Consider the following 14,962-nt stretch of genomic DNA (forward strand, 5'->3'; position numbering starts at 1 on the left):
CCGGGAGCGTAGGTTCCCGGACAGTCATCATCACAAAACAATGCAGGTATGAGAAAAGGAAATTGGATACTCGGGTTGTTGCTGCTGGTTACAGCATCCCTGAGCGCGCAGGAAAGGAAGGATTGGGTCAGCTACGTAGACCCGTTGATCGGTACGGCGCATTGCCGCTGGTTCCACTTTGCGCCCGGCGCTTCGCCGTTCGGCATGGCAAAGCCGGGGCCGTCTACCAACGGGCATTACGGCAACCCCAACGGTTGGGAAGCGGTGGGGTATGATTACCGGCACACCTCTATTGAAGGGTTCCCCAATTTTCACGAGTTCCAGGTGGGCGGCGTATCGCTGATGCCTACCAAAGGGCCACTGGTCACAGTGCCCGGCCAGCTGGAAGACTCGCTCTCCGGCTACCGCTCCGCTTTTGACCGCGCGCAGGAAGAAGCCACCGCGGGTTACTACGCTGTGCAACTGAAACGCTACGGCATCAGGGCGGAAGTAACCGCTACCGAGCGCGTGGCCTTTCAACGGTTCACGTTCCCCGCCGGTGCTGATTCACATATATTGTTCGACATTGGCAACAAACAGGGGGAGAGTGGCGAAGTAAAAGACGCCCGCGTATACCTGGCGCCGGATGGCCGCATTGAAGGCTATGTGATCACCTTGCCCGCGTATGTACAGAAGTACCAGCAGGGCGCGGAGGTGGCCATGTACTTTTCCGCCGTGGCAGATAAAAAGCCCGCGGCTATAGGCACCTTCCGGGGTGAAGCGCAAACGCCCGGCGCTACAGACATTAGCGGTAAAGGCGCGGGGCTGTACCTCACCTTTAACACAAAAGACCAGGAGGCCGTTACCGTGCGCCTGGGCCTTTCTTATACATCTATAGAGAACGCCCGCCGCAACATGCAGGCAGAGGCCGCCAACATGAGCTTTGAGCAGGCCAGGCAGCAATCCCGCCAAAAGTGGAATGACTACCTGGGCCGCATCACTGTAACCGGCGGCGCCGATGCGGACCGTGTTAAATTCTACACCGGCCTGTACCACGCCGTACTTGGTCGCGGCCTGGCCAGTGATGTGAACGGCGCTTATCCCAAGAACACTGGCGGGGTGGGGCAGATACCCCTCAACGCGCAGGGTGTTCCCGCACACAACCACTACAATACAGACGCCGTTTGGGGCGCGTTCTGGAACCTGACGCCGCTTTGGGCGCTGGCGTACCCGGAATATTATGCGGACTTTGTAAGCAGCCAGCTGCTGGTGTATAACGATGCCGGCTGGCTGGGAGACGGCATTGCTTCCAGCAAATATGTGTCCGGCGTGGGTACCAACTTTGTGAGCCTGGTAATGGCCGGTGCGTACAACTACGGCATCCGTGATTTTGATGTGGCCAAGGCCTATGCCGCCTCCCTCAAGAACGAGATAGGCTATGAGGGCCGGCCGGAAGGCGCGGGGAAAGACGACGTGGAGCGCTTCCGCAAATACGGCTATGTAGATCACATAGACCCGGCGGCGGGCGAGTGGTGCTTCTCCGGCTCCCATACGCTGGAATATTCTTTCAGCGCTTACGCCGTAGCCCAATGGGCCAAAAAGCTGGGCAAGAAGGATGATTACAACACCCTGCTGACACTCTCCAAAAGCTGGCAGAACATTTTTGACCCGGCTACGAAGTATATGCGCCCCCGTTACGCCAACGGCAGTTTTGTAGACAACTTCAAGCCTACAGAGCCCTGGCGCGGTTTCCAGGAAGGGAACGCGGGGCAGTACTCTTTCTACGTACCGCACGATCCCGCCGGCCTCATTGCCAAAATGGGCAAGGCGGAGTTCAACAAGCGGCTGGACAGCATTTTTACCGCCGCGCAGCAAACCACCTTTGGCGGCGGCACTACCATAGATGCCTTTTCCGGCCTGAGCGCGCCGTATAACCACGGCAACCAGCCCTGCCTGCAAATGTCATGGATGTTCAATTACTCCGGCAAGCCGCACCTCACGCAGAAGTGGGTGCGCGCCATCTGTAACGAGTTTTACGGTACGGAAGGCATTCACGGCTACGGCTACGGGCAGGATGAAGACCAGGGCCAGCTGGGCGCCTGGTACGTACTGAGCGCCATTGGCCTGTTTGACGTGCAGGGCGGCGCGGCGGCGCGGCCGGAGATGCAGATCGGCTCGGCCATTTTCGATAAGGTAGAGATACAACTGAATAAGAAATACTACAAAGGCGACAAGCTGGAGATCATAACACGCAACAACAGTGCGGCCAATATCTACCTGCACCGGCCCACGTTCAACGGTAAAAAGCTCAGGCGCAATTCCATTCCCTTCGAGCAGCTGACGCGGGGAGGAAAGCTGGAGTACGAACTGTCAGACAGACCTGCCGCCTTTTAGTGCAGCAAAGCATGAGATAAGAACCACATTCCACATCTGATCAAACAAAAAATTAAGCCTATGTTCGCTTATTGTCACGTTATCGCAGAGCGGCTCTTCCGGAAGAACGGCCGGCCATTGATGGCATTGCTGCTGTTGCTCGCCATGGCCGGCAGCGCGCATGCCCAGCAGCCGCGCACCGTTACCGGCCGCGTTACGGACGGCGCCACCAAACAGCCTATACCCGGCGTATCCGTTTCTCTCAAAGGCACCGGTACCGGTACGGCCACCACGGCAGAAGGTACCTTTTCCCTCAACATTCCTGCCGACAGCAGCCAGTTGCTGGTATTCTCCTCCATCGGCTACGCCTCACAGGAGGTGGCCATTCCCGTCAGCGGCCCGCTGAACGTATCCCTCAGCGTAGCCAGCAGCACGCTGACTGACGTGGTGGTGGTAGGCTACGGCACGCAGAAGCGCACCAGCCTCACCGGCGCCGTGAGCGTGGTAACCGCCAAAGAGCTGGAGGGCAAGCCCGTTGCCAACGCCGTACAGGCCCTGCAAGGCGCGGCGCCCAACCTCATCATCCAGCAGAACGCCACGGAGCCCGGTGCCGCTATGAACATCAACGTGCGCGGCGTGAGCACCGTGAACAACTCCAGCCCGCTGATACTGGTAGACGGTGTGCCCGGCTCGCTGGAGCTGATCAACCCGAATGATATTGAGAGCATCAGCGTGCTGAAAGACGCCGCTTCCTCCGCCATCTACGGCTCCCGCGCCGCCAATGGCGTTATTCTCGTTACCACCAAAAAAGGCCGGCTCAACAAAGTGCCCCGCATTACCTACAACGGTTTTGCCGGCGCGCAGCAGCCTACCTTCCTCATCAAGCCGGTGAGCGGCGTGGAATACATGCAGCTGAAGAACGAAGCGCTGGTGAACTCCGGCCAAACCGCTCAGTTCTCACCAGAGCAGATCCGCCGGCAGGGGGAGAAAGGCACGGAGAAATGGTGGATGGACGAAGTGATGCGCCCCGCCGCATTACAGCACAATCACAACCTGGGCGTTACCGGCGCAGTTGGTAAGGTATCCTACCTGTTATCCGGCGGCTACCTGGACCAGAACAGCCTCTACCGCGGCCCTAACTACGGCTACCAGCGGTATAACGGCCGCGCCAACCTCAGCACGCAGCTGGGCAAACTAAAGCTGGGCGGTAACTTTGCCTATGCCAAACAAAAGATACGGGAGCATGCCTACTATTCAGACTGGCTGATCTCTACCGCCATCCGCATCCCTACCATCTACCCGATAAAAGATACTGCCGGCCATTACTTCCTGGCGCCCACCGCGTCCAACAACCCGCTGGCGCAGCTGGAGCAGGGCGGCCGCCGGCTGTATAACAATGACAGCTACAACTACATGGCCAATGCGGAATACGCCATCACCAAACACCTCTCCGCCAAAGTGGTGTATGGTGCGGACATCCGCGTGAACAACATGGACGAGTTCCGCCGCTCTATTGACTATACGCCGTATTCCGGCTCAGACAACCAGAGCAGCAGAACGGTGAACCATGCCCGCAGCATACAGGACAACTTCCAGGCGCTGCTCAATTACGATCAGACCTTCAATAAAGTACACGAAGTAAAAGGCCTCCTCGGTTACGCTACAGAAGGGTGGAAGAACGAGTACAGCCAAACCCGCCGCCTCAACGTAGACAACACCACCGGAGATTCTACCGCCGGCACCCAAACCCTCACCGGCTTTAACGATACGTACGATACCCGTATAGACCAGTGGGCGCTCAACTCCGTGTTCGGCCGGTTGAACTATGCGTTCAATAACAAATATTATTTCGAGTTCAACTTCCGGTACGATGCTTCCAGCCGCTTTGCCAAAGGCCACCGCGGCGCTTTCTTCCCGTCTTTCTCCGCCGCCTGGCGTATAACGGACGAGCCGTTCATGGAAACGGTGCGCCAGAAGGTGGGAGACCTGAAGCTGCGCGGCTCCTGGGGCCAGCTGGGTAACCAGCAGATCATCTCCAACTACGGGTACCTCAACGTGTACACTACCGTAAGCAACATGTATGGTTTCAACAACCTGCCCGTGGCCGGTACTTCCTTTGCTGTGGGCAACCCGGTGATCACCTGGGAATCCGCCAACTCCGCCAACATCGGGTTTGACCTGACCATGCTGGACAACCGGCTCACCATCAGCTACGATTATTTCCACAAGATCACAGATAACATACTGCTGCAACTGCCCGCCCCCGGCCTCTACGGCGCTACGCCCGCCTTCCAGAACGCCGGTAAAATAAAGAACCAGGGCTTTGAGCTGGCCGTGAACTACCGCGCCAAAACCGGGGAGTTCAATCATACCATTGGCGCCAACCTGGCAGACAACCTCAACGAGATTGTTGACTTCAAGGGCAGAACGTTCATCCAGGAGGGAGACGTGACGTACATCAACCGCGAAGGTTTCCCCATCAGCTCCTACTACGGCTACCAGGCCGCAGGTTTTTACCAGAGCCTGGAAGATATCAAGAACAGTCCCAAGCCTGCCTTCGTGAACGAAGTGAAGCCGGGAGATATCAAGTACGTAGACCGCAACGGGGATGGCGTTATAGACAACAACGACCGCTTCATTATGGGCAACCCGTTCCCCCGTTTCACCTTCGGGCTGAACTACGGCGTTACCTGGAAAGGGTTTGACGCCAGCATCTTCATTCAGGGTGTGGGTAAAAGGAATGTGTACATGCGCGGTGAAGGGGTAGAGGCGTTCCACAACAACTGGGACAACGTGTATTCCCAGCACAAAGACCGGTGGACGCCTAACAATCCCTACGCGGATTATCCCCGTCTCACCATCGGCACCGCGTCTGTCAACAACTACGCCAATTCCACCTTCTGGCTGGAGAACGGCGCTTACGCCAGGCTGAAGAACGCGCAGGTAGGGTATACGCTGCCCGCCAGCCTTACCAACAGGGCTAAAATTCAGAAAGTGAGGGTATACCTCACCGGGCAAAACCTGCTTACCATTACCGGTATGAAGAACGGCTTTGACCCGGAACTGACGGAGTTTAACAATACCCTCAACCTGAACCAGCTCAGCAGCGCCACCAGCGGCCGCATTTACCCGGTGCAGAAAGTATGGGCGGTAGGGCTGGACATCAACTTTTAACCACGTTTAAATGATCTTATTATGAGGATAAGAAAGTATTGTACAATAGTGATGGGGGCGCTGCTGCTTGGAGCGGCAGGGTGCAAGAAGCTGGACCTGGGGCCATCTTACCAGGATACAGACCTCACCTTCTGGCAAAAGCCGGAAGCCGCGGCGGAGAGCCTCAACAACTGCTATGCAGGCATGTATTCAGATGATTATTATTTCTTCAACGAAAGTCTCAGCGATAATTCCTTCAGCTCCAGCTCCGTGAACGGCGGCGCCGCGCAAAGCATTGCCGCCGGCGCGTACGATGGCCGTACCAACCGCGTGGCAGGGGAGTGGGCCTTTCACTATGGCGGCATCCGCAACGTGAACAACCTGCTGGCCAATATAGACAAGGTACCTGAGCTGGACGCCGGCCTGAAAGCCCGCTACCAGGCAGAAGCCCGGTTCATCCGTGCGTTCCATTATTTCCATTTGGTGAACTGGTATGGCGATGTGCCGCTCATCAAAGATGAGATTTCTTACGATGAGAGCTTCAACATAGCCCGCACCGCCAAAGTCGAAGTGATCAGCTACGTGCTGGCCGAGCTGAACGAGATCACCGGCGCCCTGCCCCTCAAAACCGAATACGCAGACGCGGATAAAGGCCGCATCACCAAAGCCGCCGCCGCCGTGCTGAAGGCCAAGGTGTTGCTGTATGACAGCAAGTGGCCAGAAGCCGCCGCCGCGCTGCAGGAGATCATGACAGATACGTACGGCACCTACACCCTGTTCCCGTCCTTTGCAGGCATCTTCCAGCCGGAGAACGAGAACAACAGCGAAGTGATCCTCAACATGGAGTACGTGCCTGTACACAGAACACAGTCCATGCAGCGCTTCTTCATCCCTTTCAGCGAAGGCGTGCTCATCAGCGGCATGGCCCCTTCACAATCTTTAGTAGATGATTTTGTAATGACCAACGGCAAGGGCATTCACGAAACTGGTTCCGGCTACAACGAGAACGCCCCCTTCGCCAACCGGGACCCGCGGCTGGAAGCCACCATTATACACGACGGTTCTTCCTTCATCACCAAACGCGGGGAAACCGTGGTGATCCGCACCGCGCCCGGCACGGGAGACAATGCGGTAGACAAGGCAGACGCCTCCAAAACCGGTTATTACTTCCGCAAGTACTACGACCGTACGGCAGATGGCAACAACAACTCCGGCCTCAACCTGATCCTCTTCCGCTATGCAGACGTGCTGCTCATGTATGCCGAAGCAAAAGCCATGCTGGGCCAGCTGGACGAAGCCACCTGGAACCAGACCATCCGCCCGCTCCGGGAGCGCGCCGGCTTTACAGACCCGGCCGCCCTCAACTTTGCCAATTACGCCGGTTTGGGCAACACAGGCCTCACAGACCTGGTACGCCGCGAGCGCCGTACGGAGATGGCCCTGGAAAGCCAGCGGGTATTTGACATTCGCCGCTGGAAGATAGCCGAAACCGTGATGAACGGCACGCTCTACGGCATGCAGGTAGGCGGCAGCCACCTGGTGGTAGACCGCCGTGTGTTTGACGCCAGCAAACATTATCGCTGGCCCGTGCCGCAGGCAGATATTGACATGAACAAAAACCTGCTGCCGAATAATACCGGCTGGTGATCATAACCTATATCAACAAATCATCAAAAGACATTGTCATGAAACATACTTTCAAATTCAACATATACAGCATCGTAGCCGCCCTGGCGGTTATCGGCACCTTCGCTTCCTGCGAAAAGGAAAAGACCATCAACAGCAACATTTCCACCGTGAAGGAACTGTACTACCCGGAAGTGGGCAAATACTTCAAGCTGCAGCCCGCCACCAGCGCCGTGGTGAACTTTGAATGGAGCGCCGCCCGTGCGGAAGACGGCAGCCTGGTGATGTACGAAGTAGCGTTTGACACCGTGGGCGGCGACTTTCAGCGCCCCATTTACACCGTGGCCTCCAACGGCAACGGCGTGCAGAACTCGCTCTCGCTGTCTCATAAAGTGCTGAACAGCATTGCCAGCAAAGCCGGCATCCAGCCCTCCACCAGCGGCTCCCTGCAGTGGACGGTGATAGCCAGCAAAGGCCTCAACGAAAAACGGGCAGACTCTTCCCGCGTGATCGTCATAGAACGGCCCGCAGGCTTCACGGAAATACCCGCCAATGTATTCATCACCGGCGCAGCCTCCGAAGGCGGCGCGGATCTGGCCAATGCACAGGCCATGAAGCTGGGCGCAGACGGCGTGTTCGAGATCTTCACCCGTTTGAAAGACGGCGCTTTCTTCTTTGCGGACCGCAACAGCGGCACGCCCGTTACGTATTCCATCCAGGGCACCCGCATGCAGGAAGGCGGGGAGAACCAGCAAACCGGCGAAAAGATCTACCGCATCCGGTTGGACTTTGCCAACGCCGCCGCTGAAATGGTGGAGATCACAGATGCGGGCATATTTGCTTCCGCATATAACAACGTGATCGGCAAGCTCACCTACGCCGGCAACGGCACCTGGGAAGCCAAGAACGTGCCCATTGCCTACTACGACTTCGGCAGCTGGAAAGATGACCGTTTCAAGTTCCAGTTCCTCACCGCGGACGCGGGCGGCACACCCGGCGCCATGTATTATGGCAGCGTGAACCAGTCTAACTCCACGCCGCCAGATGCCAACACCCCCGCCGCTTATTACCAGGTAGTGCCGGTAGATAATTCACAGTGGGATTACACGTACAAGTACCCCGCCGGTGCAGACGGCAAAGCGGGAGACTTTACGCTGCAACTGGGCGCCAAGGAAGATTACAGCTACCTGCTCACCGTGCATTAATTGTTGGACTATTAAAGCCATTTACATGAGATCGATCTTTTTAATGATAGCAGCCGCGGCCATCACCCTTACCGGGTGTTACAAAGAGCGGGAAGACGTGCCGGTGAAGGTGGAAGGAGATACCACCAGCGTGCAGCTCACCTACAAGCTCAAGGCCCGCCAGGCGCTGGAAGATATATACAAGAACTACGGCATTGGCGGCAGCCACTACGTGCGCGAAAGTTTCCCCGCCCAGCCGGGAGATCCGAAGTATGCCTACCTCTGGCCGTACTCCGCCATGTTCACCGCCGCCACGCTGCTGAAGCAGGCCGGTTATACGGACGAAGCGGCGCAGGGTTACTACAACACCACCCTGGCCGGCATGCAAGGCTACCTGGACGCGTCCAGAACGCCCGCTGCTTACCAGTCCGTGCCCGTCAGCGAAGGCCTGGCGGACAGGTTTTATGACGATAACGCCATTACCGGTATAGACATGCTGGAAGCCTACCACGTAACCGGCAACGCGCAACTGCTGCAGAACGCAAAGATCTGCTACGAGTTCTGCGCCTCCGGAGAAACGCCCGAAGCAGGCGGCGGCCTGCACTGGAACGAAGGTGTGCGCAACCATCCAGACGATCCAAATTATATCAAGGCCACCAACGTGACCGCTCTTTCCGCCACACTGGCCCTGCAGTTGTACCAGCAAGACAAGAACGAGGTATATCTTACTTCCGCCAAACGCTGGTACAACTGGGTCAAACAGTATATGCTTGACCCTGCAGACAAAACCTTCTGGAACTCCATCTGGATCAAAGACGGCAGCATCAACTACGCCAAGTGGACGTACAACTCCGGCGCCATGATACAGAACGCCGCGCTGCTGTACAAAATAACCGGTGAGGAGTCCTACCTGGCAGACGCCAAAACCTGGGCACAGGGCTCCTACAACGTGTTCACCCGCGAAGTGTCCGGCCTGGGCCGCTTCTTTACGCCGCACGACCCATGGTTTACCGCCGTGCTGCTGCGCGGCTACCTGGAGCTGTACAAGGCAGACGCAACCGCCGCCACCTACATCAACACCCTGGCGGCCAATGTAGACTACGCCTGGCAGCACGCCCGCCTGCCGGACACCAAACAGTTCTACGAAGACTGGTCAGGCTCAGACGTGGGCAGGTATTACTCCCTGTTGACGCACATTGGTATGGTAGAGATCTACGCCAGGCTCTCTATTTGGAAAAACGAACAATAAACGAACGGCTGGCTAAAAAATAAACCAGGGAATAGCATAAACAAGAACAGGCTTTTGGGATAGCCGCATTCAAACCGGAATTATGAAAAGGATGTTATTCAGTATAGCGATGACCGGCATGGCCCTCACCGCGGCGGCGCAGCAATTGCAGTCCCCCGCCGAGTACCAGCGCAGGGCCACGGAAATGTTTCACCGGGTATGGACGCTGTACCGCGTACCGCAGCACGGGCTTTTTTCAGAATATTACCCGCAGCAGCATAAAGATTCCCTCACTTATATGCAGGACGGGAACGTGCAGTCAAAGGAAGTGAGCTACCTCTGGCCGCTCAGCGGCATTGTAACCGCCTCCAGCATCATGATGCGGCTGCCCGGCAAAAAGGTCGTGTACAAGCCGTATGTAGACTCTTCCATGGCCGCCATGTACCAGTACCGGGATGCGGGCCGTAACCCCGCCGGTTACCAAGCCTACCCTGTAAAGTTCGAAAAGGTAGACCGGTATTATGACGATAACGGCCTGGTGGCCATAGACTACGCCGAAGCCTATGAAAATACCCGCAACCCGGTGTATCTTTCAAGAGCCAAGGAAGTGTTCACCTTCATCATGAGCGGGTGGACGGACGTGCTGGGCGGCGGCGTCACCTGGCTGGAAGGGCATGCAGACCAGAAGCCCGCCTGCAGCAACGGCATGGCCACCCTGGCCGCCCTCAAGCTATACCAGGCCACCAAAGAGCCGTACTACCTGCAGCAAGGCATCCGGTATTATGAGTGGATGAACAAACACCTGCGTGATTCCGCCGGTTTATACGCAAACGATATTAAGACCGCCACCGGCATCGTGAACCCAACGTATTATACGTACAACTCCGGCTCCATGCTGGAAGCCGCCGTGATGCTCTACGGCTTCACCCGGCAGCAACAATACCTGCAAGACGCCCGGCAAACCGCGGAATCAGCGTATCACTACTTCGGCAAACCGCAAAAAGACATGCGCAGCGAATTTTGCGACCTGCCCTGGTTTGCCACCGTACTGTTCCGCGGCTACGCCGCGCTGTACGAAGTAGATAAAAAACCGCAGTACCTGAAAGCCATCATTGCCAGGGTAGACCATGCCTGGCATAACCGCGACCGTTACGGCCTGCTCAACCACAACTGGGCGGATGCGCGAGACGAAGCCGGCAAACCCAAATGGCTGCTGGATGAGGCCTGCATTGCAGAGCTGTACGCCCGCATGGCCCTGCTCAACTTAAAATAATATTGCTATGACGCAAGCAACCAGCAACATACCGCAGCCGCCCGCCAAAACCAGCGTGCTGCAACTGGCGCCCATCCTGTTCGGGTTCTTTATTATGGGTTTTGTAGACGTGGTGGGCATTGCCACCAACTACGTGAAAAAAGACTTTGCGCTGTCAGACACCCTGTCTAACCTGCTGCCCATGGCCGTGTTCCTGTGGTTCCTGATCTTTTCCGTGCCCACCGGCATGCTCATGAACAGGATAGGCCGCAAACGCACCGTACAGCTCAGCATGGTGGTCACCGGCATAGGGCTGCTGGTGCCCATGCTCTCTTACACGCTGCCTGTGGTGCTGGCCGCCTTTGCCCTCATCGGCATCGGCAACACCCTGCTGCAGGTAGCCCTCAACCCGCTGCTCACCAACGTGGTGAGTAAAGACCGGCTCACCAGCAGCCTCACCGCCGGGCAGTTCATCAAGGCTATCTCTTCCTTCCTGGGACCCATCATTGCCGCCATTGCCGTGGCCCAGTTCCATAACTGGCAGCGGCTCTTCCCGGTATTTGCCGGCATCACCCTGCTCTCTTTCCTCTGGCTGAGCGCCACGCCGCTGCAGGAAAACGACCGGAAAGAAAACACCTCCACCATTGCAGAGTGTTTTGCCTTGCTGGGAGACGGGAAGATATTCTTCTACTTCCTCGGCATTCTCACCCTGGTAGGCATAGACGTAGGGCTGAACGTATCCGCCCCCAAAATATTGATGGAGCGCACCGGCATGGCCCTGGAGCAGGCGGGCTACGTGGCCAGCCTGTATTTTGTGTTCAAAACGGCGGGCACCTTCCTGGGGGCTATCCTGCTGGCTAAATGGCCTGCGCACCGGTTTTACTTAATCTCTTCGGTGGCCGCCGTAGCGTCTATGATAGTGCTGCTATTCGCCTCCACCGCCGGGGTGATCTATTTCGGCGTGGCGCTGGCGGGTTTTGCCTGCGCTAACATCTTTTCCATCTTGTTCTCCTTTGCGCTGCAACGGAAGCCGGAACGCTCCAACGAAGTGTCTGGCCTGCTGATCATGGGCGTTTCCGGCGGGGCTATTTTCCCGTTTTTGATGGGCGTGGCCTCTGATGCGGCCGGGGCGCAGTGGGGCGCGGTGGCGGTGTTGCTGGTGTGCTGCTTGTACCACTGGGGGCTGGCGGCGAAGGGGCGGTAAGGTAGCTTGGTTATGTTTCTTGAAGCCGGGGGGATGGGTTTTTACCATTCTCCCGGCTTTGTTTTGCGTATATTTAGGGTAAACGCCCTTCTTATGAAACTGGTTTGTTTCTTGCTATTTTGTTGTAGCGCGGCCAATGCGCAGACGGATTCCCTGCCTAACTATGCGTACATGAGCACCCATGAATATTATACTGACTACTATACCGGCTGCTGGAAGGCGCGTGATACGGCTGCTGGTAGCCTGATGACCAGGGCAGATGGTACATTTCAGTGGGTGCGGTTGGGGGAGACTTTGCAGGGGAACTGGCGGATAGCGTCTCGGTTTAGTATTCCGAAGAAGGTGACGGTGATGGTGTTGAAGTTTTCGGGTGGGGGGAGGGAGAAGTACCAGGTGGGGGTTACTTCGTTTCCGGCGGTTATTTATTTGTCGGGAGGTGATGAGTTTCGGAAGGTGGGGTGTAGGTAGCGGGGATATTTTCCGGTACTTCCCAAGAAGCATAGGGGACATTATTAATTTTAACAAAAGATGATGGTACGGTCACAATATTTACGGGATATAATTACGCTATTGTTAGACGACGATGATGAGTATATTTTAATCAAGAAGCAGGCAGACTGGATAGAGGAAGAAAAGTTTGAATATACGGGTTCGGGGGTTTTTGTAAGTTTTAAACTTAAGGAACAAGGATTAAAATATAGGTTTGGTGTAAAGGATACCAGGGTGAATGGAGTATTGATAAAGTCGGACGAGATTGATATTGCGGCAGATGCAACCATTGTTGTATCAGATGGTTTGATTGACTACCTGGAAATTTGGTCTTATGGTGATGTATATCCATCTAAAGACCCGGTTCATTATACATTAGCGCAACAATGGAAGGAGGGGGATAAGAATAAGGTGATAGTAAGGTGATACAATACGGCTTCGTGCGACGCGTTGAGCGTATTGATGTCGAAAATGATCTGGAAAATCGACATATCAATGGTTTTATGTCGAATGCTTCGACATATAAATGCGGTGGTGTCGAAAATTGGGCTTTTTTTCGACATTAAAATGATAGGCTGACTGGCCGGCGTTGGGAAGCGTTAGCCCGTTGGCTTTTGAGGAGTTGTGGTGCAAACTGGTTTGTTAACAGGAAAACATTTTTGGGTTTTGGAAATTATAATGGAAAATTATTGTCAAAAATTGGGTTATAATGGAAAAATATTGACATGGGGATAGTTATAATGGAAAATGGTCGCCTAAAATGGGGTTATAATGGAAAAATATCTCCGTTTGGGTGGTTATAGTGGAAAATGGTCTTTTGGTATAGATTGGGACTTGGACGGCTGATTCTTAAAATGATACTTAGAAAATTCAAATCGATATGAGTGTATGGAGAAGAAAAGCGATAACATGCCTGCCCCACTTAAAAACTGAGCTCGAGAGTAAAGACGTTTCCATTTATGAGGTTTTCTCCGAATTACTGGCTGAGACTATTGCTGCTCACAAAGCTGGGGATGATGTGAAGCTGAAGGCCTGTTATGAATTTGCGGAATGGTGCCTTCAGCAGAAGGAAAAGAAGCTGTGGAATGCCGCTGGAGTTTCGTTTTATGAGCATTTGGGCGATCAGAAAGAAACGATGCTTGTTATGCCGCAGTGGGTTAGGAGAGAGGTATATGAGCAAATAAGGGGGTTAATTGTATTACGTATTGGGGAGGGGGAGATCAAGGTGGTGGATAGGTTGTATGGTATCATATGACCATATTATTGTTTCTTCCATAATCTAATTGAATGATAAATTCGACTTGCCCTTGTTGTGGGTATATTACTTTGTCAGAAAGAGGGGGATACGAAATTTGCCCGATATGTTTTTGGGAGGATGATCCACATCAATTCAGCGAGCCGGACTATCAGGGGGGGCGAACAGGGGTTTCTTTGAGGAGGCACAGCAAAACCTTATAGCCTTCGGAGCTTGTAAGAAACCTACGAATAACGACAAGAGGGCCCCCAACTGGAATCCTTTGTAATTTTTTAATGATCTGTTATGCCGGAAAAAGGTACTTATAAAATAAGCAGAAAATGTGTTGACTGTGGCCATGAGGATGAAATTGGAGTCACCAGAAGTGAGGCAGCTTTTATACTGGTTGATATTGATGAGCGGTTGGGGGCAACTTGCAAGATATGTTCCTCCACCTTATTTTCGAGATCTTATGAAACGCCAACCCCTGATCTTGCGTTGCTGAAGGAATGGGCAGAGGACGAGGAATTGCATTTTTCGGCGTATGACGATGATCTTGTGCTGGCTGAAGCTGAAAACCTCAATATCATTTTGGAGGTGCTGGATACGATGCCCCTTTCTGATTATAAAACGGCGGCATTAATGAGTGCCCTTTGTATTCTAGTATACGATAATTCATCTACAAATGATGCAGCTGCCGGGCAGTTAAGATTGAGAGTGATAGGAGAGTTGAATAAAAGGCTTGATAAATTGAAACTGGCGGATGGGCTCAGCCGTGAATTTATAAAGGAGAAGGTTTATCCATTGTTGGATGTGGAGGTTTAAGCCCAATAATCATTACCAATCTAAACTGTCAGGTTCCATTCTTGTAAGTCGGAATTCCCCAAAGTTTTCATAAAATTCAGTTGTTGGATATTTGCCGGTTTTGTCTTTTGTTCCTGTCCATGTAAGATGAACCACCGCAAACGAGCAGCTATTCTCTGAAACAACGAAGAAAAGCACATCATCCTATAGGAATAGAATGTAGAAGCTATGTGAGTTTCGTAGACTGGTGTTTTGCCTTTTTTAGCGCAGGGAGGAAAATAGAAGGAAAGCCCGGAGGTCCATAAGACCGGGACTATCTCAGTAACTGTGTAAGTTTTCAAAAATCGGAGTTCGTAGCAGGATCTATATCCTGATCCTGCTTTCAAAAATAGTTAAAAACTGGTCCAGGACAATGCCCCAGTTCCTTATTGGCATT

11 protein-coding genes are annotated in these 14,962 nt (G+C 54.3%); all 11 read left to right on the forward strand.

Annotation, left to right across the window (positions count from 1 at the left end; all coding sequences use genetic code 11):
• The first annotated feature begins 48 nt into the window (after positions 1-48).
• The 11 genes from D3A97_RS16285 to D3A97_RS16340 all read left to right on the forward strand — a co-directional run bounded on the left by D3A97_RS16285 (position 49) and on the right by D3A97_RS16340 (position 14,547).
• The gene (locus D3A97_RS16285) at positions 49-2,373 is read left to right on the forward strand and encodes a GH92 family glycosyl hydrolase (protein ID WP_119079518.1); all 2,325 of its coding nucleotides are present in this window, start codon (positions 49-51) and stop codon (positions 2,371-2,373) included.
• Positions 2,374-2,433: 60 nt separating this feature from the next.
• Positions 2,434-5,526, forward strand: coding sequence for a SusC/RagA family TonB-linked outer membrane protein (locus D3A97_RS16290; RefSeq protein WP_119079519.1), 3,093 nt, complete (start codon positions 2,434-2,436; stop codon positions 5,524-5,526).
• 21 nt (positions 5,527-5,547) lie between these two features.
• Positions 5,548-7,152, forward strand: coding sequence for a RagB/SusD family nutrient uptake outer membrane protein (locus D3A97_RS16295; RefSeq protein ID WP_119079520.1), 1,605 nt, complete (start codon positions 5,548-5,550; stop codon positions 7,150-7,152).
• A 38-nt stretch (positions 7,153-7,190) separates the two neighbouring features.
• Positions 7,191-8,336 (forward strand): SusE domain-containing protein, encoded by a 1,146-nt coding sequence (locus tag D3A97_RS16300; RefSeq protein ID WP_157986583.1) that lies wholly within the window; start codon positions 7,191-7,193, stop codon positions 8,334-8,336.
• A gap of 25 nt (positions 8,337-8,361) precedes the next feature.
• Positions 8,362-9,564, forward strand: a complete 1,203-nt coding sequence (locus D3A97_RS16305) for a glycoside hydrolase family 76 protein (RefSeq protein ID WP_119079522.1) — start codon at positions 8,362-8,364, stop codon at positions 9,562-9,564.
• Positions 9,565-9,646: 82 nt separating this feature from the next.
• The gene (locus D3A97_RS16310; protein WP_119079523.1) at positions 9,647-10,816 is read left to right on the forward strand and encodes a glycoside hydrolase family 76 protein; all 1,170 of its coding nucleotides are present in this window, start codon (positions 9,647-9,649) and stop codon (positions 10,814-10,816) included.
• Positions 10,817-10,823: 7 nt separating this feature from the next.
• Positions 10,824-11,999 carry an MFS transporter gene (locus tag D3A97_RS16315; protein ID WP_198674014.1) on the forward strand — a complete coding sequence of 392 codons (1,176 nt, stop codon included), beginning with the start codon at positions 10,824-10,826 and terminating at the stop codon, positions 11,997-11,999.
• A 570-nt stretch (positions 12,000-12,569) separates the two neighbouring features.
• A complete protein-coding gene (locus D3A97_RS16325; protein ID WP_157986584.1) occupies positions 12,570-12,914 on the forward strand; it encodes a hypothetical protein in 345 nt (114 codons plus the stop codon).
• Between the two features lie 454 nt (positions 12,915-13,368).
• Complete coding sequence (locus D3A97_RS16330) at positions 13,369-13,743, forward strand: DUF7674 family protein (RefSeq protein ID WP_119079526.1); 375 nt, start codon at positions 13,369-13,371, stop codon at positions 13,741-13,743.
• 32 nt (positions 13,744-13,775) lie between these two features.
• The gene (locus D3A97_RS25365) at positions 13,776-13,946 is read left to right on the forward strand and encodes a CPCC family cysteine-rich protein (protein WP_198674015.1); all 171 of its coding nucleotides are present in this window, start codon (positions 13,776-13,778) and stop codon (positions 13,944-13,946) included.
• 82 nt (positions 13,947-14,028) lie between these two features.
• The gene (locus D3A97_RS16340; RefSeq protein ID WP_119079527.1) at positions 14,029-14,547 is read left to right on the forward strand and encodes a hypothetical protein; all 519 of its coding nucleotides are present in this window, start codon (positions 14,029-14,031) and stop codon (positions 14,545-14,547) included.
• Positions 14,548-14,962 lie beyond the last annotated feature (415 nt).

Source organism: Chitinophaga alhagiae (assembly GCF_003568665.1).
In the GTDB taxonomy this organism is placed as follows: domain Bacteria; phylum Bacteroidota; class Bacteroidia; order Chitinophagales; family Chitinophagaceae; genus Chitinophaga; species Chitinophaga alhagiae.

What these genes read in the sequence shown, in the direction of transcription:
- D3A97_RS16285 (WP_119079518.1), top strand. Translation starts at nt 49, where the DNA reads ATGAGAAAAGGAAATTGGATACTCGGGTTGTTGCTGCTGGTTACAGCA.
- D3A97_RS16290 (WP_119079519.1), top strand. Translation starts at nt 2,434, where the DNA reads ATGTTCGCTTATTGTCACGTTATCGCAGAGCGGCTCTTCCGGAAGAAC.
- D3A97_RS16295 (WP_119079520.1), top strand. Translation starts at nt 5,548, where the DNA reads ATGAGGATAAGAAAGTATTGTACAATAGTGATGGGGGCGCTGCTGCTT.
- D3A97_RS16300 (WP_157986583.1), top strand. Translation starts at nt 7,191, where the DNA reads ATGAAACATACTTTCAAATTCAACATATACAGCATCGTAGCCGCCCTG.
- D3A97_RS16305 (WP_119079522.1), top strand. Translation starts at nt 8,362, where the DNA reads ATGAGATCGATCTTTTTAATGATAGCAGCCGCGGCCATCACCCTTACC.
- D3A97_RS16310 (WP_119079523.1), top strand. Translation starts at nt 9,647, where the DNA reads ATGAAAAGGATGTTATTCAGTATAGCGATGACCGGCATGGCCCTCACC.
- D3A97_RS16315 (WP_198674014.1), top strand. Translation starts at nt 10,824, where the DNA reads ATGACGCAAGCAACCAGCAACATACCGCAGCCGCCCGCCAAAACCAGC.
- D3A97_RS16330 (WP_119079526.1), top strand. Translation starts at nt 13,369, where the DNA reads ATGAGTGTATGGAGAAGAAAAGCGATAACATGCCTGCCCCACTTAAAA.
- D3A97_RS25365 (WP_198674015.1), top strand. Translation starts at nt 13,776, where the DNA reads ATGATAAATTCGACTTGCCCTTGTTGTGGGTATATTACTTTGTCAGAA.
- D3A97_RS16340 (WP_119079527.1), top strand. Translation starts at nt 14,029, where the DNA reads ATGCCGGAAAAAGGTACTTATAAAATAAGCAGAAAATGTGTTGACTGT.